This is a genomic window from Pseudomonas sp. NUPR-002 (assembly GCF_056322725.1).
In genome coordinates this window covers 3,376,781-3,397,814 of record NZ_CM150476.1, presented here as the reverse complement: position 1 = coordinate 3,397,814, position 21,034 = coordinate 3,376,781, and the positions used below count along the sequence as shown (strand labels likewise).

The 21,034-nt window shown below is 61.6% G+C and carries 19 protein-coding genes; 17 read left to right on the top strand and 2 right to left on the bottom strand.

Features of this window, described 5'->3' with window-relative positions; genetic code table 11:
- Positions 1-139: 139 nt before the first annotated feature.
- Positions 140-3,847 carry a methionine synthase gene (gene metH, locus ACVWSC_RS15400; RefSeq protein WP_442107478.1) on the bottom strand — a complete coding sequence of 1,236 codons (3,708 nt, stop codon included), beginning with the start codon at positions 3,845-3,847 and terminating at the stop codon, positions 140-142.
- A gap of 156 nt (positions 3,848-4,003) precedes the next feature.
- Between metH and ACVWSC_RS15395 the strand changes: the two genes are divergently transcribed.
- Positions 4,004-6,304, top strand: coding sequence for a fatty acid cis/trans isomerase (locus ACVWSC_RS15395; protein ID WP_442107476.1), 2,301 nt, complete (start codon positions 4,004-4,006; stop codon positions 6,302-6,304).
- 124 nt (positions 6,305-6,428) lie between these two features.
- A complete protein-coding gene (nfuA, locus tag ACVWSC_RS15390) occupies positions 6,429-7,013 on the top strand; it encodes a Fe-S biogenesis protein NfuA (protein WP_028941949.1) in 585 nt (194 codons plus the stop codon).
- Here nfuA and ACVWSC_RS15385 read toward each other — a convergent pair.
- Positions 7,010-7,924: a LysR substrate-binding domain-containing protein gene (locus ACVWSC_RS15385; RefSeq protein WP_442107474.1), complete on the bottom strand. Its 915-nt coding sequence runs from the start codon at positions 7,922-7,924 to the stop codon at positions 7,010-7,012. The genes nfuA and ACVWSC_RS15385 overlap by 4 nt on opposite strands.
- Positions 7,925-8,037: 113 nt before the next feature.
- Here ACVWSC_RS15385 and phnD point away from each other — a divergent pair, with 113 nt between their 5' ends.
- The 15 genes from phnD (at position 8,038) to ureG (ending at position 20,991) form a co-directional block, all read left to right on the top strand.
- Complete coding sequence (gene phnD, locus ACVWSC_RS15380; RefSeq protein ID WP_442107472.1) at positions 8,038-8,907, top strand: phosphonate ABC transporter substrate-binding protein; 870 nt, start codon at positions 8,038-8,040, stop codon at positions 8,905-8,907.
- A complete protein-coding gene (gene phnC, locus ACVWSC_RS15375) occupies positions 8,904-9,701 on the top strand; it encodes a phosphonate ABC transporter ATP-binding protein (RefSeq protein WP_442107470.1) in 798 nt (265 codons plus the stop codon). The genes phnD and phnC overlap by 4 nt, the downstream gene beginning before the upstream one ends.
- A complete protein-coding gene (gene phnE, locus ACVWSC_RS15370; protein ID WP_442107468.1) occupies positions 9,701-10,525 on the top strand; it encodes a phosphonate ABC transporter, permease protein PhnE in 825 nt (274 codons plus the stop codon). The genes phnC and phnE overlap by 1 nt, the downstream gene beginning before the upstream one ends.
- 222 nt (positions 10,526-10,747) lie before the next feature.
- Positions 10,748-11,839 (top strand): iron-containing alcohol dehydrogenase PsrA, encoded by a 1,092-nt coding sequence (gene psrA, locus ACVWSC_RS15365; RefSeq protein ID WP_442107466.1) that lies wholly within the window; start codon positions 10,748-10,750, stop codon positions 11,837-11,839.
- Between the two features lie 87 nt (positions 11,840-11,926).
- A complete protein-coding gene (locus ACVWSC_RS15360) occupies positions 11,927-13,222 on the top strand; it encodes an MFS transporter (RefSeq protein WP_442107464.1) in 1,296 nt (431 codons plus the stop codon).
- A gap of 29 nt (positions 13,223-13,251) precedes the next feature.
- Positions 13,252-14,124, top strand: a complete 873-nt coding sequence (locus tag ACVWSC_RS15355; protein WP_442107462.1) for a LysR substrate-binding domain-containing protein — start codon at positions 13,252-13,254, stop codon at positions 14,122-14,124.
- Positions 14,125-14,205: 81 nt separating this feature from the next.
- Positions 14,206-15,033 (top strand): phosphonoacetaldehyde hydrolase, encoded by an 828-nt coding sequence (gene phnX / locus ACVWSC_RS15350; protein WP_442107460.1) that lies wholly within the window; start codon positions 14,206-14,208, stop codon positions 15,031-15,033.
- 421 nt (positions 15,034-15,454) lie between these two features.
- Positions 15,455-16,288 (top strand): urease accessory protein UreD, encoded by an 834-nt coding sequence (locus tag ACVWSC_RS15345; protein ID WP_442107458.1) that lies wholly within the window; start codon positions 15,455-15,457, stop codon positions 16,286-16,288.
- Positions 16,289-16,297: 9 nt separating this feature from the next.
- Complete coding sequence (locus ACVWSC_RS15340; RefSeq protein ID WP_442107456.1) at positions 16,298-16,600, top strand: urease subunit gamma; 303 nt, start codon at positions 16,298-16,300, stop codon at positions 16,598-16,600.
- 9 nt (positions 16,601-16,609) lie between these two features.
- Positions 16,610-16,927 carry an urease subunit beta gene (locus ACVWSC_RS15335; RefSeq protein ID WP_442107454.1) on the top strand — a complete coding sequence of 106 codons (318 nt, stop codon included), beginning with the start codon at positions 16,610-16,612 and terminating at the stop codon, positions 16,925-16,927.
- A complete protein-coding gene (ureC, locus tag ACVWSC_RS15330) occupies positions 16,924-18,627 on the top strand; it encodes an urease subunit alpha (protein ID WP_442107452.1) in 1,704 nt (567 codons plus the stop codon). Before ACVWSC_RS15335 ends, ureC begins: the two co-directional genes overlap by 4 nt.
- A gap of 10 nt (positions 18,628-18,637) precedes the next feature.
- Positions 18,638-19,117, top strand: coding sequence for an urease accessory protein UreE (gene ureE / locus ACVWSC_RS15325; RefSeq protein WP_442107450.1), 480 nt, complete (start codon positions 18,638-18,640; stop codon positions 19,115-19,117).
- 21 nt (positions 19,118-19,138) lie between these two features.
- Positions 19,139-19,684, top strand: coding sequence for a HupE/UreJ family protein (locus tag ACVWSC_RS15320; protein WP_442107448.1), 546 nt, complete (start codon positions 19,139-19,141; stop codon positions 19,682-19,684).
- Positions 19,684-20,358, top strand: coding sequence for an urease accessory protein UreF (locus ACVWSC_RS15315; protein ID WP_442107446.1), 675 nt, complete (start codon positions 19,684-19,686; stop codon positions 20,356-20,358). The genes ACVWSC_RS15320 and ACVWSC_RS15315 overlap by 1 nt, the downstream gene beginning before the upstream one ends.
- Positions 20,359-20,370: 12 nt before the next feature.
- On the top strand, positions 20,371-20,991 hold the full coding sequence (gene ureG, locus ACVWSC_RS15310; protein WP_442107444.1) for an urease accessory protein UreG: 621 nt from the start codon (positions 20,371-20,373) through the stop codon (positions 20,989-20,991).
- Positions 20,992-21,034: the final 43 nt, after the last annotated feature.

Below are 21,034 nucleotides of genomic sequence, written 5' to 3'. Positions count from 1 at the left end.
GGGCTTGCCCCGCGAAGCGATGTGACTGGCAAACCGCAAACGCGGGGCAAGGCCCGCTCCCACAGCGGGCATGACTCGCGATTTTATTTAGCTGTCATAGCCCCTGGCCGGTGGGAGCGGGCTTGCCCCGCGAATTTACTTAGTTGTCATAGCCCAGGTTAGGCGCCAGCCAGCGCTCGGTGACGCTCAGTTCCTGGCCTTTGCGCGCGGTGTAGCTCTGCACCTGGTCCTTGTCCACCTTGCCCACCGCAAAGTACTGCGCTTGCGGGTGGGCGAAGTACCAGCCGCTGACCGCCGCCGCCGGGAACATGGCGAAGTGTTCGGTAAGGAACACGCCGCTGGGGCCGGTTTCGCCAATCGCGGTGCCATCGAGCAGGCGGAACAGGGTTTCCTTCTCGGTGTGATCCGGGCAGGCCGGGTAGCCGGGAGCAGGGCGGATACCCGAGTACTGCTCCTTGATCAGCGCTTCGTTGTCCAGGTGCTCGTCCTGGGCGTAACCCCAATGCTCTTTACGCACCTGTTCGTGCAGCCACTCGGCGCAGGCTTCGGCGAGGCGGTCAGCCAGGGCCTTGACCATGATCGAGTTGTAGTCGTCGCCCTTGTCCTGGTAGGCCTTGGCCACTTCTTCGGCACCGATACCGGCGGTGGTGATGAAGCCACCAACGTAATCGGTCACGCCCGATTCCTTCGGTGCAACGAAGTCGGCAAGCGAGAAGTTCGGCTTGTTGTCCGGCTTGATGGTCTGCTGGCGCAAGTGGTGCAGTTGCGCCAGTGGCTGGCCATCAGCGCCATAGACTTCGATGTCGTCATGGTTGACCTGGTTGGCCGGCCAGAAACCGAACACCGCACGGGCACTGATGAGTTTTTCATCGATCAGCTTGGCAAGCATGTCCTGGGCGTCTTTGTACAACGCCGTGGCCGCTTCGCCGACGACTTCGTCCGTGAGGATGCGCGGGAACTTGCCTGCCAGGTCCCAGGAGATGAAAAACGGCGTCCAGTCGATGTACTCGGCCAGCACCTTGAGGTCGATGTCGTCCAGCACCTTGACCCCGGTGAAGCTTGGCACTGCCGGTTGGTAATTGGCCCAGTCGTACTGCGGTTTGGCTGCAATCGACTGTTCGTAGCTCAGGCGCTCGGTGCGGGCGCTGCGGTTGGCGGTACGCTCACGCACTTCAACATAGTCCTGGCGCGTCTTCTCGACAAAGCCGGGTTTGAGTTCATTGGACAGCAGTTGCGTGGCGACGCCGACAGCCCGTGAGGCGTCGGTGACGTAGACCACGGCATCGTTGCTGTACTTGGGTTCGATCTTCACCGCCGTGTGCGCTTTGGAAGTGGTTGCGCCGCCGATCATCAACGGCAGGTGGAAGTCCTGGCGCTGCATCTCGCGGGCGACGTGGACCATCTCGTCCAGCGACGGGGTGATCAGGCCGGACAGGCCGATAATGTCGCATTTCTGCTCGCGGGCGGTCTGCAGGATCTTCTCGGCCGGCACCATCACACCGAGGTCGACGATGTCATAGCCGTTACAGCCCAGTACCACGCCGACGATGTTCTTGCCGATGTCGTGGACGTCGCCTTTGACCGTGGCCATGAGGATCTTGCCCTTGGCTTGCGGTTTGTCGCCTTTTTCCGCCTCGATGAAGGGGATCAGGTGAGCAACCGCCTGCTTCATTACCCGCGCCGATTTCACCACCTGTGGCAGGAACATCTTGCCGGCCCCGAACAGGTCGCCGACCACGTTCATGCCGCTCATCAGCGGGCCCTCGATGACCTCGATCGGGCGTGCGCATTGCTGGCGACACTCTTCGGTGTCTTCGACGATGAAGGCGGTAATGCCTTTGACCAGGGCGTGTTCCAGGCGCTTGTCGACCGGCAGCGAACGCCATTCTTCGTTCTCGACTTCCTTGGTTGCGCCACCGCCTTTGTAATCGTCGGCAATCGCCAGCAGGGCGTCGGTACCTTCCGGCGTGCGGTTGAGCACCACGTCCTCGACTTTGTCGCGCAGGGCAGCCGGGATCTCATCATAGATCTCCAGCTGACCGGCGTTGACGATACCCATGGTCAGGCCGTTCTGGATCGCGTGGTAGAGGAACACCGAGTGAATCGCCTCGCGCACCGGGTTGTTGCCACGGAACGAGAACGACACGTTGGACACCCCGCCGCTCGACAGCGCGTAGGGCAGGTGGTCGCGAATGTAGGCGCAGGCTTCGATGAAGTCGACGGCGTAGTTGTTGTGCTCTTCGATGCCGGTGGCCACGGCGAAGATGTTCGGGTCGAAGATGATGTCTTCCGGTGGGAAGCCAACTTCATTGACCAGAATGTCGTAGCTGCGCTGACAGATTTCCTTTTTGCGTGCGGCGGTGTCGGCCTGGCCGACTTCGTCGAAGGCCATCACCACCACGGCAGCACCGTAGCGTTTGCACAGTTTGGCGTGATGTTTGAAGGCGTCGACGCCTTCTTTCATCGAGATCGAGTTGACGATGCCCTTGCCTTGAATGCACTTGAGGCCGGCTTCGATCACCTCCCACTTGGAGGAGTCGATCATGATCGGCACCCGCGAGATATCGGGCTCGCCGGCGATCAGGTTGAGGAACTTGACCATGGCCGCCTGGGAATCGAGCATCCCTTCGTCCATGTTGATGTCGATCACCTGGGCGCCAGCCTCGACCTGCTGCAGGGCCACTTCCAGCGCTTCGGTGTAGTTCTCTTCACGGATCAGACGGGCGAACTTGGCCGATCCGGTAATGTTGGTACGCTCACCGACGTTGACGAACAGCGAGCTGCGATCGATGGTGAACGGCTCAAGGCCCGACAGGCGACAGGCCTTGGGGATGTCCGGAATGGCCCGCGGTGCGTACTTGGCTACAGCTTCGGCGATGGCCTGAATGTGCCCAGGGGTCGTGCCGCAGCAACCGCCGATGATGTTGAGGAAGCCACTGGCGGCAAACTCTTCAACCACTTCGGCCATTTCCGCCGGGGTTTCATCATATTCACCGAAGGCGTTCGGCAGGCCGGCGTTGGGGTGGGCAGAGACGTGGGTACCGGCCTTGGTCGACAGTTCTTCCAGGTATGGACGCAGATCTTTGGCACCGAGTGCGCAGTTCAGGCCGACCGAGATCGGGTTGGCGTGGCGCACCGAGTTCCAGAACGCTTCGGTGGTCTGGCCCGACAAAGTCCGGCCAGAGGCATCGGTGATGGTCCCGGAAATCATGATCGGCAGTTCCAGGCCGTCTTCTTCGAACACCTGCTGCACGGCAAAAATCGCCGCCTTGGCGTTGAGGGTATCGAAGATGGTTTCGATCAGGATCAGGTCGGCGCCGCCTTCGATCAGGCCGCGGGTAGCCTCGATGTAGTTTTCCACCAACAGGTCAAAGGTGACGTTGCGGTAGCCTGGGTCGTTGACGTCTGGCGAAATCGAGCAGGTGCGGCTGGTCGGGCCGAGGACGCCGGCGACGAAGCGCGGCTTGTCTGGCGTTTCCAGGGTTTTCGCATCGGCAACCTGACGGGCAATCCGCGCACCTTCAACGTTCAGTTCATACACCAGCGATTCCATGCCGTAGTCGGCCTGGGAAATCTGCGTGGCGTTGAAGGTGTTGGTTTCGAGAATATCGGCACCGGCGTCCAGGTAAGCCTTCTCGATGGCGGCAATAACGTCCGGGCGCGACAGCAGCAACAGGTCGTTGTTGCCTTTGACATCGCTTGGCCAATCGGCGAAGCGCGTGCCACGATAGTCGTGTTCCTCAAGGCGGTAGCTTTGGATCATAGTACCCATGCCGCCATCGAGGATCAGAATGCGCTCTTTGAGTGCTTGCTGAAGTGCTTGGAAACGAGCGCTGCGGTCAGACATAGGACTACCTGGTCGGGCGAAAACAAAAGTTGCGGAATAATAACAAAGCTGCGCGGTTTTTAGACGTGTCGAGCATTTACATGAATTTCATTCATGTTGGCACGCCGCCAGCACCGGTAGAATCGTGAAGCTTTCAATACCCAGGACATTCGGCACATGGTGTATCGCTTACTTGCCGGCGCTTTCGCTCTGTTCATCAGTGGCGTGGCGTTGGGGCAAGCCCCTCAAACCAGCCCGGCTATTTCGTATACCCGGGACATCCAACCGATTTTCACGGAGAAATGCGTGGCCTGCCACGCCTGTAACGACGCGGCCTGCCAGCTCAACCTGGGCAGTGCCGAGGGCGCCTCACGGGGGGGCTCCAAAGTGCCGGTGTATCAGGGCGACCGCAGCCAGGCGGTGGCCCCGACCCGCTTGTTCTACGATGCCCAGAGCACTGAAGCCTGGCAGCGCAAGGGCTTCTACTCAGTGCTCGACAACCAGGGCAGCCAGGCCGCACTGATGGCGCGGATGCTGGAGCTGGGGCATAAAACGCCACTGACGCCCAATGCCAAGCTGCCTGAAGAAATCGTTCTGGGGCTGAACCGCAACAACATGTGCCCGCTGCCCGGTGAATTCGATGCCTATGCCGGGGCGCACCCCAAAGAAGGCATGCCACTGGCGGTCACCGGTCTTACCGATGCCGAGTACCAGACGCTGCAACGCTGGCTGGCAGCAGGTGCCCCAATCGACCACAACGCTATTACGCCAAGCGCCAATGAGGCGGCGCAGATTGCCGACTGGGAAGCATTGCTCAACCGCCCAGGTTCCACCGAGGCCCTGGTCGGGCGCTGGCTTTACGAACACTTGTTCCTTGCGCACATCTACTTTGTGGGCGGCGAGCAGGGGCATTTCTTCCAGTGGGTGCGTTCGCGCACGCCCAGCGGCCAGCCGATCGACCTGATCGCCACACGTCGCCCCAACGATCCTCCCGGCACCGACTTCTATTACCGCCTGATGCCGGTGCAAGGCGTGATCGTGCATAAAACCCACATCACCTACCCGATGGGGCCGCAGAAGCTCAAACGCGTCAAGCAGCTGTTTTACAGCGGCGACTGGCATGCCAGTGCGCTGCCCGGCTACGGTCCGCGACACCGGGCCAATCCGTTTGAAACCTTCGAAGCGATCCCGGCCGTGGCCCGTTATCAGTTCATGCTCGATAACGCGGAGTACTTTGTCCGTACCTTCATTCGCGGCCCGGTGTGCCGCGGCCAGATCGCCACTGATGTGATCCGTGACCATTTCTGGGCGTTGTTCCAGGAACCGGCGCATGACCGTTACCTGACCGATGCCGAGTACCGTGGCCAGGCCACGCCGTTGCTGGCCATGCCCGGGCAGATTGACGACGTTGGCAGCATCCTGACCCTGTGGCATGCCTACCGCGACAAGCGCAACGAGTACGAAGTGCTGCGCCGCGAAGCCTACGCCGACATGCCCGCGCCGAGCTGGTCGACGCTGTGGGCCGGTAACGACAACGCGCTGCTGACCATCTTCCGTCACTTCGACAGTGCTTCGGTGACCAAGGGTTTGATCGGCGATGTGCCGAAGACCCTGTGGCTGTTCGACTACCCGTTGTTCGAGCGCACCTACTATCAGCTGGCGGTCAACTTCGATGTCTACGGCAACGTCTCGCACCAGGCGCAGACGCGCTTGTATTTCGACCTGATCCGCAACGGTGCCGAGGTCAACTTCTTGCGCCTGATGCCGGCCGATGCGCGTGGGGCGATCCTCAGCGACTGGTACCAGAACAGCGGCAAAGTGAAGATGTGGCTGGACTACGAGGAGATCGACACCGATACCCCGAGCGCCCTCAAGCTCGATGGGCAAGACCCGAAACGCGATTTCGGCCTCAAGCTGATCCAGCGCACCGGCAGCCTCAACGCCGCGCCTGACCCGATCAACCGCTGCCAGGGTGCCTATTGCTCGCGACCACAAATGAACGACGAGTTCCGCGGTGTCGAGCAGACCTTGAGCCGGCTGGTGTCGCGCCCGGCGGCAGGGCTGAAAGTGATCGGTCAGTTGCCTGAAGCGACCCTGCTGCGCATCGAAGGGCAGGGCGGTCAGCGTCAGGTCTACAGCCTGCTGCGCAACCGGGCGCACAGCAACGTAGCTTTCATGCTTGGTGAAGCCTATCGCTACCAACCGGGCCTGGACACCCTGACCCTGGTACCGGGGGTGCTGAGCAGTTACCCGAACTTCATGTTCAACATTCCCTCCGCCGATGTGCCGGAGTTTGTCGAGGACCTGGAAGCCGCTCGTGACGATACCGACAAATTCGAGCGCGTGGTCATGCGCTGGGGCGTACGTCGCAGCCATCCGCAGTTCTGGCAGTACTTTCACGACCTGAACACCTACATCAAGGAAACCGATGCGGTGGAAGCGGGCGTGCTCGACATGAACCGCTACGAAAACCTGTGAAACTGGCCGCCGGGAGCGCTGCTGGAGCGTTCCCGGCGTTGCCGGGCTTTCCCGACAGAAATACTAGGACTTTGTTCGGCGGCCAGGTTGGCGTAAACTGCCGACAAGTCTGTGAGGAACTTCCATGAGCGCCATAACTATTACCGACGCCGCGCATGATTACCTGGCTGATCTGCTGTCCAAGCAGAACACCCCGGGTATTGGCATTCGTATCTTTATCACCCAGCCGGGCACCACATACGCCGAAACGTGCATTGCCTACTGCAAGCCGGGCGAAGAAAAGCCTGAAGACACGGCCGTGGGCCTGGCCAGTTTCACCGCTTACCTGGACGCGGTCAGTGTGCCGTTCCTGGAAGACGCGGTGGTTGACTACGCGACCGACCGTATGGGCGGCCAGCTGACCATCAAGGCGCCGAACGCCAAAGTGCCGATGGTCAACGAAGACAGCCCGATCAACGAGCGCATCAACTACTACCTGCAAACCGAGATCAACCCGGGGCTGGCCAGCCACGGCGGTCAGGTGAGCCTGATCGAAGTGGTAGAAGACGGCATCGCCGTGTTGCAGTTCGGCGGTGGTTGCCAGGGCTGCGGCCAGGCTGACGTAACCTTGAAAGAAGGCATCGAGCGCACCTTGCTCGAGCGCATTCCAGAGCTCAAGGGCGTGCGTGATGTGACTGACCATAGTCAGAAAGAGAACGCCTACTACTAAGGTGTTTGATCGCGGGGCAAACCCGCTCCTACCGTGGGAGCGGGCTTGCCCCGCGATTGCGTTACCAAAGCCAGAAACGAACCAATCACCTGACTGTTTTGCCGCTCAGCCAGGCAGTACAGATAGGTTTCGGTGCACACCGGATCGCCCTGCAGGCGAATCGTCCTGATCCGCGGGTCGGCAATAAACTCTGCCTCTGACACCGCCCCCACCCCGATCCCCCGAATCACCGCCTCCCGCAGCGCCTCGCGGCTGCCGATCTCCATGACCATGCGTGGCGTTACCTCGTGCTCAAGCAGCGCCTTTTCCAGCGCCAGGCGCGTGGTTGATCCACTTTCGCGGTGCAGCAGCGGCTGCCCTTGCAGGGCCGTGAGTGGAATCTGTTCAAACTGCGCCAGCGGGTGCTCGATGTGGGCGAACAGCACCACCGGATGGCGCGCATACAACTGGGCGCTGAACGCCGGGTCTTCGTGCAGGCCGGCCAGTACGCCAACATCGGTGACGTAGTTTTCCAGATCGGCCAGCACGCTGGCGGAGTTACCGACTTTGATCGACAGGTCGATCTGCGGGTAGCGCAGGCGATAGGCGTCGACCATTTCGATGACATGAAACGGCCCGACCGCACCCACTTTCAACTGACCGCGATTGAGCTTGCCGGAATCACGCAGCAGGTTGAACGCTTCCAGTTCCAGCGTGCTCAAGTGCTGGGCAATCGGCAGCAACTGACGGCCAACCGCAGTCAGCTCGATACGCCGGCCACGGCGATGAAACAGCTCGACGTTGTAGTCACGTTCCAGCGCCTGAACCTGAGTGGTCACGGTCGGCTGGCTCAGGCCCAGGGCGCGGGCCCCGGCGCTGAAGCTGCCTTGGCGGGCGACGGCCAGAAAGGTGCGCAGTTTGGTGGTCGACATCCATAGCTTCCATCAATGGTTTTGCGGGAAAACACATAGTGATTTGAAGCTGTGACTGTCACGTGACAGCCCTAGTGTGGAGCGACCTCAACACAACCTGCAGGACACTCACCATGAACCCGTTTGCCAAATTGCTTCGTGTGACCGCTTTTGGCCTGTTGCCACTGTTGGCCTGCGCCGAGGTTTCAGCGCAAACCTCGTTGAGCATCGGCCTGATTCCTTCCGAAGATTCCCAGGCCATGATCGAAAGCAGCAAACAGGTGCTGGCCGACCTTGAGCGGCAGCTCGGCATGCCGGTCAAGCCGTTCGTGGCCACCGACTACAACGGTGTGATTGAGGCGCTGCGCGCTGGCAAGCTCGACGTGGCCTACCTGGGGCCGTTCTCCTATGTACTGGCGCATCAGGTAGCCGGGGTTGACGCCTTCGCCGTGGCGGTGACGCGCAAGGCGGGCAGAAGCGCCTACCGTAGCCAGATCCTGGCGCGCAAAGACAGCGGCATCAAGCAACTGAGCGACCTCAAAGGCCGTACCTTCGCCTTTGTCGACCCCAGCTCGGCCTCCGGTCATCTGTTCCCCAAGGCGGGCCTGGAGGCTGCCGGGTATCGCCCGGAGTCGTTGTTCTCCAGGGTGATCTTCTCTGGCTCGCACGACGCCAGCATTCTCGCGGTGGCGAACCGCAAGGTCGATGCCGCAGCGGTGGCCGACCGTATTTACGCCTCCGCCGTTGCCCAGGGACAGGTCAAGGCCGAAGACCTGCAGGTGGTGTGGTCTTCCGCCGACATTCCAGAGTCACCGATGGTCTGGCGTCAGGACCTGGACCCGGCGCTGAAACAGAAACTGGCCAGTGCGATGGCCAATATCAAGGATGTGCCGTGGGGCGACCAAGGCCAGCTCAACGGCTTTCAGCCGACCAGCGACGCCGCCTATGACGTGGTGCGTGAAACCGCCAAGGTCCTCGATCTCGATCTGCGGAGCATGAAATGATCCGCGTGCGCACTCTGCTCAAAGACTACCGCGACAACGCCGTGCTCAAGGGCATCGATCTGGATATCGACGCCGGGGAGTTCGTGGTGGTGCTGGGCCAGTCGGGCGCCGGCAAGTCCACTTTGTTGCGCTGCATGAACCGGCTGGCACAGGCTGACAGCGGTGAACTGCAGATCGCCGGTATCGATGCCATGAATGACCGTCAGCAGCGTGAGTTGCGTCGGCAGGTGGCAATGATCTTCCAGCATCACAATGTGGTACCGCGCCTGTCGGTACTCAAGAACGTGCTGACCGGGCGCCTGGGTTCAGTGTCGACACTGGCTTCTGTGCTGCAGCTGTTCAGTCGCGACGACGTTGCCCTGGCGCGGCACTGCCTGGAGCAGGTCGACTTGCAACATAAAGCCACGGCCCGTACCGATGCCTTGTCGGGTGGGCAAATGCAGCGTGTCGGTATCGCCCGCGCCCTGGCGCAACGGCCGAAGGTGATCCTGGCCGATGAGCCGGTTGCCAGCCTTGACCCGAAAACGGCCCGGCGGGTGATGCAGTACCTGCGTGATGCCGCCCGGGAGCAGGGGATCACCGTGGTGTGCAACCTGCATCAGGTGGACCTGGCGCGTGAGTTCGGTGATCGCATCGTCGGTCTGGCCCACGGCCGTCTGGTGTTTGACAGCCGTCGCGAGGCGTTGAACGAAGCCAGCCTGCAGCGCATTTATCCGCAAGCTGAGCCGATGCTGGAGACGCTCAAGCGCACGCCGCTGATGCCGTGTCTGCAAGCCGAAGGAGGACGTGCCTGATGAACCCTTCACCACGCCGATACCAATGGTTGGTTGATACCCCCAGCAGCACACGGGGCTGGATCGTCACCTCAGCCTGGGTGCTGCTGGCCGTGACCTTGTTGCATTGGAGTGCGGCGGGTACTCAGTTGAGCTGGCGCGAGTTGACTAACGGTTTGCCGCAGATTGGCGATTTTCTCGCGCGCTCCATGCCGCCCGACCTGAGCATTCTGCCGAGGCTGTGGCAACCGGCAATCGAAACCTTGCAGATCGCCCTGTGGGGAACGCTGCTGGGGATTGTGTTTGCCATTCCGTTGGCGTTTCTCGCAGCGCGCAACCTGCAGGGCAATCGCTGGGTGTATGCCGCTACTCGGCAAGTCTTGAACGTGATCCGCAGTATCAATGAGCTGATCCTCGCCCTGGTGTTTGTGTCGGCCGTGGGCTTGGGGCCGTTTCCGGGGGTACTGGCCCTGGCCCTGCACGGGGTGGGCATGCTCGGTAAGTTCTTTGCTGACAGCATCGAGGAGATCGACCAGGGCCCGATCGAGGCGCTGCAAGCCACCGGTGCCCGGCCATTGCAGGTGGTTGTCTTTGGCGTGATACCGCAAGTGATCACCGCCTGGATCGCTGTGGTGCTGTATCGCTTCGAGGTCAACCTGCGCTCGGCGACGGTGCTGGGCATGGTCGGGGCAGGGGGGCTGGGTTTTGAACTGGTTAGTAGCCTGAAGCTGTTCAAATACCCGGAAACCGCCACCTGCATCATTGTCATTACCTTGATGGTCGTCGCAGCTGACCTGGTTTCCAGCCGTCTGCGCCAGCGCATCCAGGGCGCCAGTCGCCACTGAGCTACACCTCACCCTCTTTTTTCGATATCTGGCCAGTCAGGGCACGCCCTGGCTGCGCCCGCGATTTGCCCAGGAGTGTGCAACGTGCAACGGTTTTTCCGCGATTCATCGACGCCCGTCATTATCGGTTCAGCCGATGAAAGCCTTGAATCAATCGATTTGAGCGAAAGTCACTTGGCCATGAGTATGTCCCCAACCAAAACAACAACAAAGGGAACCGCCATGCTTGCCTATTTCCATAACCCGGTAGCCACTTGCTTTGGCAGCGGCAGCCTCAGCCGCATCAGCGCCCTGACCGAGGGTCAGCAGGTCGCCCTGGTGACCTTTCCTGAGGCCCGTGCGTTGGGCTTGGTCGATCAGGTCAAGGCGCTGCTGGGTGAGCGCTTGTGCTATGTGGTCGAGGATGTCCAGCCCAACCCGGATGTGGCGCAGTTGCGTGCCACTTACGAGCGCTTCTGGGCTGAAGCCGGTGATTGCCAGACAGTGATCGCCTTGGGCGGCGGCAGTGCCATTGATACTGCCAAGGCGTTGATCGTCGGCACTGAATCAGGGCAGTTCGAGGAGTTGCTGCAGCTATTGGCGCTTGGCCAACCCTTTGTTCCGGCACGCTGCAAGGCGTTGATTGCCGCGCCGACTACGGCCGGCACCGGCAGTGAAGTCACGCCCTGGGCGACCATCTGGGACAGCGCGGCGCAGAAAAAATACTCCCTGCACCTGGACTGCACCTGGCCGAAGGCGGCGATCGTCGATCCGCAATTGATGCTCACGGTGCCGGCTGGCGTTACCGTATCGACCGGGCTGGATGCCTTGTCCCATGCCCTGGAGGCGATCTGGAACGTCAACGCCAACCCGCTTTCCGACACCTTCGCGGTGTCGGCCATCGAAGAAATCCTCGACTGCCTGCCACGCTTGCAGCGTGATCTGGGCAACGCAGAACTGCGCGGGCGTATGGCCCTGGCCGCGCTCAAAGCCGGTATGGCGTTCTCCAACACCAAAACCGCGCTGGCGCACTCGATCTCTTATGAAATGACCTTGCGCTACGGCGTACCCCACGGCATTGCCTGCTCTTTCTCCCTGCCGTTGGTGCTGAGCCTGGCGTGGGGCCGCGATGCTGACCGCGACCGTACCTTGCAACGAGTGTTCGGTAGCGATCTGGACGGCGCTCGCCGTCAGTTGCGCGATTTCCTTCACAGCCTCGGGGTCAAGACCGAGTTCGCCGATTACGGCGTCGATGCCGCGCAGGCTCAGGCCATGATCGCCTATGCCCTGCAGGGCGCCCGCGGCAAGAACTTCATAGGCGCTGACGCCGCCTGAAACGTGCCGCTGTTTCCTGTTGCACCAACCAAGAGTGCCGTATCGCAGGTCGCTGACTTGCGCTAGCGTAAAACAAAGGAAAACATCATGAATCGTGCCGAAAGTCTCTCCGGTCTGGCTGTCCCTGCGTCACCGTTTCGTACCGCACAGTGGCGCATGCTGCTCGCCGCGATGTTCTGCTACCTGTTTTTCTACACCGGCAGGCAAACCTTCGGGTTTGCCATTCCCGGCATTCAGGCCGAGTTCGGCCTGAGCAAAGAGACGTTGGGTTGGGCCTCGACGGCCATGCTCTGGGCCTACGCCATCGGCCAGGCGATCAATGGCAACCTTGCCGACAAGTACGGCGGCCGCCGTATCATGAGCCTGGGTGCGGTGTTGTCCTGTGCGGCGAACTGGGTCACCAGCTTTGCTGGCGGGTTCCTCAGCCTGATTCTGCCGTGGGGTGTCAACGGCTACTTCCAGGCCTTGGGCTGGGCACCTGGCAGCCGCTTGCTGTCGAACTGGTGGAGCGCTGGTGAACGTGGCCGGGTGTATGGCTTCTACGTGTTTGCGGCGGGTTGCGCTTCGGTGTTGTCGTATGTGACTTCGGTGGTGGTGCTGGAGGTGCTGCACCTGGAGTGGCGCTGGATCTTCCGCTTGCCGGTCCTGCTGATGCTGGCCGGCGGCATCACCTTCTACCTGGTGGCCCGTGAACGCCCGCAAGACATGGGCTTCAAGGCGCTGGATGACACCGGGGTGGCCAACGCTGAAGACAAAGGCCATGAAGTTGGCCACGAAGACGAGGAAACGTCGGCGCAGCGCTACAAGGCGGTGCTGAAAAATGTGCGCCTGCTGATCGCCGCCGTGTCGTTAGGTTTTCAGAACGCGGCGCGCTATGGCTTGATTGTCTGGGTGCCGGTGCATTTTCTCGGGGCGGACTGGAAGTCGGGGCAAAGCTTCATCGACCCCAAATGGATCACCGTGGCGCTGCCGGTCGGCATGGCCGTGGGCGCCCTGAGTAACGGCTGGGTGTCGGACAAGCTGTTCGGTTCGAAACGCTACCTGGCGATCATGCTCTATATGTTCCTTGGCGCTGCGACCAGCCTGTGGATGTGGAGCTTGCCGGCCCATAGCATGGTAGGCCTGGTGGCGTTGTTCCTGTGCGGCTTCTTTGTTTACGGTCCGGCTTCGAGTTTCTGGGCCTTGTGCCCGGACCTGGTCGGCGCCAAACGCGCAGGGACCGCCACCGGGGTGATGAACTTCTCCTCGTACCTGTTTGCCGGCTTGGCGGAACCGTTGATTGGCCGCATGCTCGACACCACCGGCAATACCTCGCTGATCTTTATTGTCGTCACCGTCAGTTGCCTGTGCAGTGCCGTTGTCGCACTGTTCGTGCGCCGCTGACCACCGACCCCAAGGACCCGGAAACGCTCATGTACCAGTACCACAAGTGGTTGCGTTCTTTTCACGCTGTGGCCAAGACCGGTAGTTTTACCTTGGCCGCCGAGTACCTGAGCGTCGGGCAGCCCACCGTCAGTGAGCAGGTCAGCACCCTGGAGAAGAAGTTTTCCGTTGAGTTGTTCCATCGCCGTGGCCGCTACATCGAATTGAGTGCCGCGGGGCACAAACTCTACGAGATCACCCAGGGTGTGTTTGGCCAGGAGGATGAAGCCGTGCAATTGCTGCAGCGCTTTAGCCAACGCAAGCAGGGCATGCTGCGCATCGGAGCGGTGTCACCGCCGATTGCCATGAGCCTGACCTACAACCTGATGCAACAGTACCCGGACATCGACCTGGAAACCTCGTTCACCACCGAAGCCGAGACGCTGGAGCGGCTGTACAGCTTTGATATCGACGTGGCGATTCTGGCGTTGTCGGCCTTCGATCAGCGCTTGAGTACGCATTTGTACCGCACCGTGCCGATTCTGGCGGTGGTTCGCGATGATCATCCGTGGGCTCATCAACAACAGGTCAGCATTCACGAAATCAGCAGCCAGCGCCTGGTGCTACGGGAAAAGGCCTCGCGTACCCGACAACTGGTGGAGGAGGGCTGTCAGCGCTACGGCGTCAGCCTGGACTGTGTCATGCAGCTCAACAGCCGCGAAGCCATTGTGCATGCGGTGGTGCAGGGGATTGGTGTCGGTTTTGTCGCAGCGGTGGAGTATGTCGACCGGCCCGGCACCAAGGCCATTTCGTTTATCGAACAACCCTTTCATATCAGCTATTACCTGTGTTGCCTGGCGATACGGCGCAACCGCCCGATCATTGCCGAGCTGTTCGACAGCGGTCCGCTGCCCGACAGCTGATCCACCTTACTAGCACCTGCAATCTGCCAACGCCTTGTTCACAAGGCGCGGCCCAACTCATCCCGAAACTGGAGAAACACCATGCATTACAACACCCCTGAACGCTTGCAAGCAGTGGTCCTGGACTGGGCGGGCACCGTGGTCGATTTCGGCTCGTTCGCACCGACGCAAATCTTCGTCGAAGCCTTTGCCGAGTTCGGCGTTGCCGTGTCGCTGGAGGAAGCCCGTGGCCCGATGGGCATGGGCAAGTGGGACCATATCCGCACCTTGTGCGACCTGCCGCAGATTGCCGAGCGCTACCGTCAGGCGTTTGGCCGCACCCCAAGCGATGAGGACGTCACGGCGATCTACAACCGTTTCATGCCCCTGCAGATCGAGAAAATCGCTGAGCATTCGGCGTTGATCCCTGGCGCGTTGCAGGCCATTGCCACCTTGCGCGAGCAGGGCTTGAAGATTGGTTCGTGCTCGGGCTATCCGAAAGTGGTGATGGACAAAGTGGTGGAGCTGGCCGCCCGCAATGGTTACGTTGCCGATCATGTGGTCGCCACTGATGAAACACCCAATGGCCGCCCGTGGCCGGCGCAAGCCCTGGCCAACGTGATTGCCCTGGGAGTCGACGATGTAGCGGCCTGTGTGAAAGTCGACGACACCTGGCCGGGTATTCTGGAAGGGCGACGGGCCGGGATGTGGACTGTGGCGTTGACGTGTTCGGGCAATGCGCTGGGGCTGTCGTATGAAGACTATAAAGCGTTGGCGCTCGACACTCTGGATCAGGAGCGTGCACGTATTGGCCGCCTGTTTGAAGGTTCGCGGCCGCACTATCTGATCGACACTATCGCCGAGCTGCCGACGGTGATTGATGACATCAACCTGCGCCTGGCGCGTGGTGAAATGCCGCAAAGCTGTTAATGCTGTTCGCTTAATGGTTTTGGAAACTGTGAGTTTATCCATGCGGTGCGGAGGCTGTACTGGCCCCTTCCGCCCTTACGGCGGCCTACTTTGCTCTTGGGCAAAGTAGGCAAAGCCGCTCGCTCCTGCATCCGGCCCTACCGGTGGGAGCGGGCTTGCCCCGCGATCTGGCGCGATATAGCAAATCGCGGGACAAGCCCGCTCCCACCGGTAGGGCCAGCCCAGGCCCCACAAACAACGGATAAGTCCATAACAATACGCACAACTGCTGCCCCATAGCGGTCAAGCTGGCCCGCTATGTGCTTTGCCCCCTGTAACGATTACTGATCGATTGGTCAAAACTTCAAGCCGTCTTTGCGACGGTGTGCGTAGGACCAGTCGATCAAGTACATCGGACTCCATATTTACAGGGATCAGATGCATGACGCTTGCCCCACCACTCGACCTCGTCGCCCGTGATTCTGGCTGGAGTGCCGAGTTGATGCTGCGCTTTATACAGCGCGCAACCAAGACCTGTATTGGTGCGCGGCGGCATTTCGGTCCTCTTTTGGTGCAGCGACCCTTCTATCCGGAGGGCGCGCCGTGCCACGTTTATGTGCTGCACCCACCCGGTGGCGTGGTCGGTGGCGACAAATTGGTGCTCGATGTGCACCTTGAACCCGGCAGTCACGCACTGCTAACCATGCCCGGTGCGACCAAGTTCTACCGCAGTGGCGGCGCAACCTCGACCCTGAAGCAACACTTTCACCTGGCCGCTGACAGCGTGCTGGAGTGGTTGCCGCAAGGCAGCATCTGCTTTCCTGGTGCCCGTGTGCGCCTGGAAAACCGCTTCAGCCTGGCGCCGGGTGCGCGTCTGCTGGCCTGGGAAACCCTGTGCCTGGGGCGGCCGGTGATGAACGAGACGTTCAGCCACGGCGCCGTCGACAGCCGCTTGCAGATCGACGTGCCTGACGATCCCGGCCTGTGTGAACGCCTGCGCATCAGCGACGGGCAACTGGAAAAACTGGCCGGCTACCCGTTGCAGGCGACCTTTTGTGCCTACCCGGCCAACAGCGCAGTGCTGGAGCAGACCCGCGCCTTGCTCGACGACCTCAGCGTCCCGGCAGGCGCGACCCTGCTCGGTGAGCTGCTGGTGGTGCGCCTGCTCGATCACGATAACCAACGCCTGAACTTCACCCTGCAGCGCATCTGGCATGCCCTGCGTCCGGCCGTGGTCGGCCTGGCGCCGTGCCCGCCACGCATCTGGGCCACCTGAGAGAACGCCATGGAGCTGACCCCAAGAGAGAAAGACAAACTGCTGCTGTTCACCGCCGCGTTGCTCGCCGAGCGGCGCCTGGCGCGTGGCCTGAAGCTCAATTACCCGGAGGCGGTGGCCTTGATCAGCGCCACGGTCATGGAGGGTGCGCGTGACGGGCGCACGGTGGCCGAGTTGATGAGCCTGGGCCGTGAAGTACTCAGCCGTGAGCAGGTCATGGAAGGGGTGAGCGAAATGATCCCCGATGTGCAGGTCGAGGCGACGTTCCCCGACGGCACCAAGCTGGTGACCGTCCATGACCCCATCGTTTAGGAGTGTCCGATGATTCCTGGAGAAGTGCAGGTCGCCGAGGGCGACATCGAACTCAACGAGGGCTACCCGACCCTGAGCGTGACCGTCGCCAATCATGGCGACCGCCCCGTGCAGGTCGGGTCGCATTATCACTTCTATGAGGTCAACAACACGCTGGTGTTCGAGCGTGAAGCCACCCGTGGTTTTCGCCTGGACATTGCCGCGGGGACGGCGGTGCGTTTCGAGCCGGGCCAGGCGCGCAGCGTGACCTTGGTGCCGTATGCCGGCAAACGCGAGGTCTACGGTTTTCAGGGTCGGGTGATGGGCAAACTGGAGAACGTGCGATGAGCCGTATTTCCCGTCGCGCCTATGCCGACATGTTTGGCCCCACGGTGGGCGACCGCGTGCGCTTGGCCGACACCGAGCTGTGGGTCGAGGTGGAGAAGGACTTCACGATCTACGGTGAAGAGGTCAAGTTTGGCGGCGGCAAGGTCATTCGTGACGGCATGGGCCAAGGTCAGATGCTCGCCAATCAGGCGATGGACCTGGTGCTGACCAATGCCCTGATCATCGATCACTGGGGCATCGTCAAGGCCGATATCGGGGTCAAGAACGGGCGCATTTTCGGCGTCGGCAAGGCGGGTAACCCGGATGTGCAGCCGGGGGTGACCTTGCCGATTGGCGCTGGTACCGAGGTGATTGCTGCCGAAGGCAAGATCGTCACCGCCGGTGGCATCGATTCGCATATTCACTTCATTTGCCCGCAGCAGGTCGAGGAAGCCCTGACCTCAGGTATCACCACCTTTATCGGCGGCGGCACCGGGCCGGCCACCGGTACCAATGCCACCACCTGCACCTCCGGGCCCTGGTACCTGGCGCGCATGCTCCAGGCCGCCGATGAGCTGCCGATCAACATTGGCCTGCTGGGCAAGGGCAACGCCTCGGCGCCAGAGGCCTTACGCGAGCAGATTCACGCGGGCGCCGTGGGCCTCAAGCTGCATGAAGACTGGGGCTCGACCCCGGCGGCCATTGACTGCTGTTTGAGCGTGGCTGAAGAACTGGATGTGCAGGTGGCGATTCACACCGATACCCTCAACGAATCCGGTTGTATCGAAGACACCCTTGCCGCCATCGGTGATCGCACCATCCACACCTTTCATACCGAAGGCGCGGGTGGCGGCCATGCGCCCGACATTATCCGTGCTGCGGCCTTTGCCAATGTGCTGCCGTCGTCGACCAACCCGACCTTGCCGTACACGGTCAACACCGTTGATGAGCACCTGGACATGCTCATGGTCTGCCATCACCTGGACCCGAGTATTGCCGAGGACGTGGCCTTCGCTGAATCGCGCATTCGCCGCGAGACCATCGCCGCCGAAGACATCCTCCATGACTTGGGGGCGTTCTCCATGACGTCCTCCGACTCCCAGGCCATGGGCCGGGTCGGCGAGGTGGTGCTGCGCACCTGGCAGGTCGCCGACCAGATGAAGCGCCGCCGCGGGCCGCTGGCGCCAGACAGCCATTACAGCGACAACTTCCGGGTTAAACGCTACATCGCCAAATACACCCTCAATCCGGCGCTGACCCACGGCATTGCCCATGAGGTGGGTTCGATCGAGGCCGGCAAACTCGCCGACCTGGTGCTCTGGGCACCGGCGTTTTTCGCGGTGAAGCCCGCGCTGGTGATCAAGGGCGGGATGATCGCCATGGCGCCGATGGGCGATATCAACGGTTCTATCCCGACGCCGCAACCCGTGCACTACCGGCCGATGTTCGGCGCGTTGGGGGCGGCACGTAACGCCACGCGCATGACGTTTCTTTCGCAGTCGGCCTATCAGCGCGGCGTTCACCAGCAACTGGGCTTGCGCAGCCTGATCGGCGTGGCCAATGGCTGTCGCACGGTGCGCAAGGGCGACATGGTGCACAACGGCCTGCTGCCGCTGATCGAAGTGGATTCGCAAACCTACGAGGTACGCGCCGACGGCGAATTGCTGGTGTGCGAGCCCGCCACGGTATTGCCGCTGGCGCAACGTTATTTTCTGTTCTGAAGGAGCGAGCATGATTGTTTTGACCCGGCGCCTGGGCGAACCCGCCCAGGTAAGCGGCACGCTAACCCTGACACTCGACACGCGGATCAAAAGCCGGGTGCGCGTCACCCTCGACGATGGCCGTGAGGCCGGGCTGATGCTTGAGCGTGGGCAGTTGATTCGCGGTGGCGATCTCTTGGGTGACGAGCAGGGTAGCGAAGTCATCCGTGTGCTGGCCGCCGATGAGCAGGTGTCGACAGTGCGCTGCGCTGATGCGCTGTTGCTGGCGCGGGCCAGCTATCACCTGGGCAACCGTCACGTGCCGTTGCAGATCGACGCCGGCATGGTCCGTTACCAGCATGACCACGTGCTCGACGAAATGGTCCGTGGTCTTGGCTTGCAGGTCACCGTTGAACAGGCGCCGTTCGAGCCTGAGGCGGGCGCCTATCAGAGCGCACCGCACAGTCATTCACACAGCGATCACCGTTTTGTACGTGTGGCCCAGCACTGATTACCAACAAGGAGATTACTGATGAAAAAAGCCTTTGCCCTGGCGCTGTTGCTGGTTGCCGTACCGGCGTTCGCCCACCCCGGGCATGACAGCAACCCGTTGCAGGATGGCTTGCTGCACCCGCTGACGGGTGTCGATCACCTGCTGATGTTGCTGGGCACCGGGGTGCTGGCGGCATTGACCGGTCGCACATTGGTGCTGCCGTTGCTCACGCTGTGTGCGATGTTCGGCGGCGCCTTTCTCGGTCATGTGTTCGGTGGGGTGATCGGCATGGAACAGATGATTATCGCTTCGCTGCTGGTGGCTGCCACGGCCTTGCTGCTGCCCAGCCGGCAACTGTTGCTGGCCCTGGCGATGCCGCTGTTCGCCCTGTTCCACGGCTGGGCCCATGGCGTTGAAGCCAGCCCCGGTGCCTTCTGGTTGTTCAGTGCCGGCTTTGTCACTGTCAGCGGCCTGTTGCTGCTGGTTGGCTTTGGCGCGGGCTGCCTGCTGCGTCAACACAAGGGTCTGCAAAAAGCCTGTGGCGGTGGTCTGTTGGCCGGCGCTGCGCTGGTGCTGGCGGGCTGATGAGCAACGACCTGAAACTGCTGCGCTTGCTGCAGTTGGCCAGCCCGAGCCTGCCGGTCGGTGGGTTTACCTACTCGCAGGGCCTGGAGTGGGCAGTAGAAGCCGGTTGGGTACAAGGCGCCGAAGGGTTTCGCCGCTGGCAGTTGCAGCAGTTGCACGACACCCTGGGCTGCCTCGACTGGCCTGTGCTGGCGCGCCTCTACCAGGCTTGCCTGGCCGAGGATGCCGAGGCCTTCGCCCGCTGGAGCCAGTTCCTGCTGGCCAACCGCGAAACCGCTGAACTGCGCCTGGAAGAACGCCAGCGCGGCATGGCCCTGGCGCGGCTGCTCGATGGTTGGCAGTTGTGCCAGTCGTCTGCTTGGCGGGCCAATGTCGAGTTGAGCCAGCTGGGCGGTATGGCCTGGCTGGGGGCGCATTGGCAGATCCCGCTGCGTGATCTGGCCCTGGGCCTTGGTTACGCCTGGCTGGAGGGCGCGGTGATGGCCGGGGTCAAGCTGGTGCCGTTTGGACAGCAAGCGGCGCAGAGCCTGTTGCGTGACCTGAGCGAAGCGCTGCCCGCCGTGTTGCACAGTGCCCTGGAATTACCTGACGACGAACTCGGCGCAGGATTGCCACTGCTGGCGATTGCCTCGTCGCGACACGAAACGCAGTACACCCGACTATTCCGATCCTGAGGAACATGCTCCATGCAAAGCTATCAACAACCCCTGCGTGTCGGTGTCGGCGGACCGGTCGGTTCCGGCAAGACCGCGCTGCTCGAAGCCCTGTGCAAAGCCATGCGCGATCATTACCAAATCGCCGTGGTCACCAATGACATCTACACCAAAGAAGACCAGCGCATTCTGACCGAAGCCGGTGCCCTGGCCCCCGAGCGCATTGTCGGGGTGGAAACCGGCGGTTGCCCGCACACGGCGATTCGCGAAGATGCCTCGATGAACCTGGCCGCGGTGGAAGAGCTGGCACGCCGGTTTGGCAACCTTGAAGTGATTTTTGTTGAAAGTGGCGGCGATAACCTCAGTGCCACCTTCAGCCCTGAACTAGCCGACCTGACGGTGTATGTCATTGATGTCGCCGAAGGCGAGAAGATTCCGCGCAAAGGCGGGCCGGGGATCACCAAGTCGGACTTTCTGGTGATTAACAAGATTGACCTGGCCCCCTATGTCGGCGCTTCGCTGGAGGTGATGGAGAAAGACACCCAGCGCATGCGTCCCGAGCGGCCCTGGACCTTTACCAACCTCAAGACCGGGCAGGGTTTGCAGCGGGTCATCGACTTCATTGTCGAGCGCGGCATGCTCAAACTCCGGTAGGAGCGGGCTTGCCCCGCGATTACGGTTTGTCTGTCTCACCGCA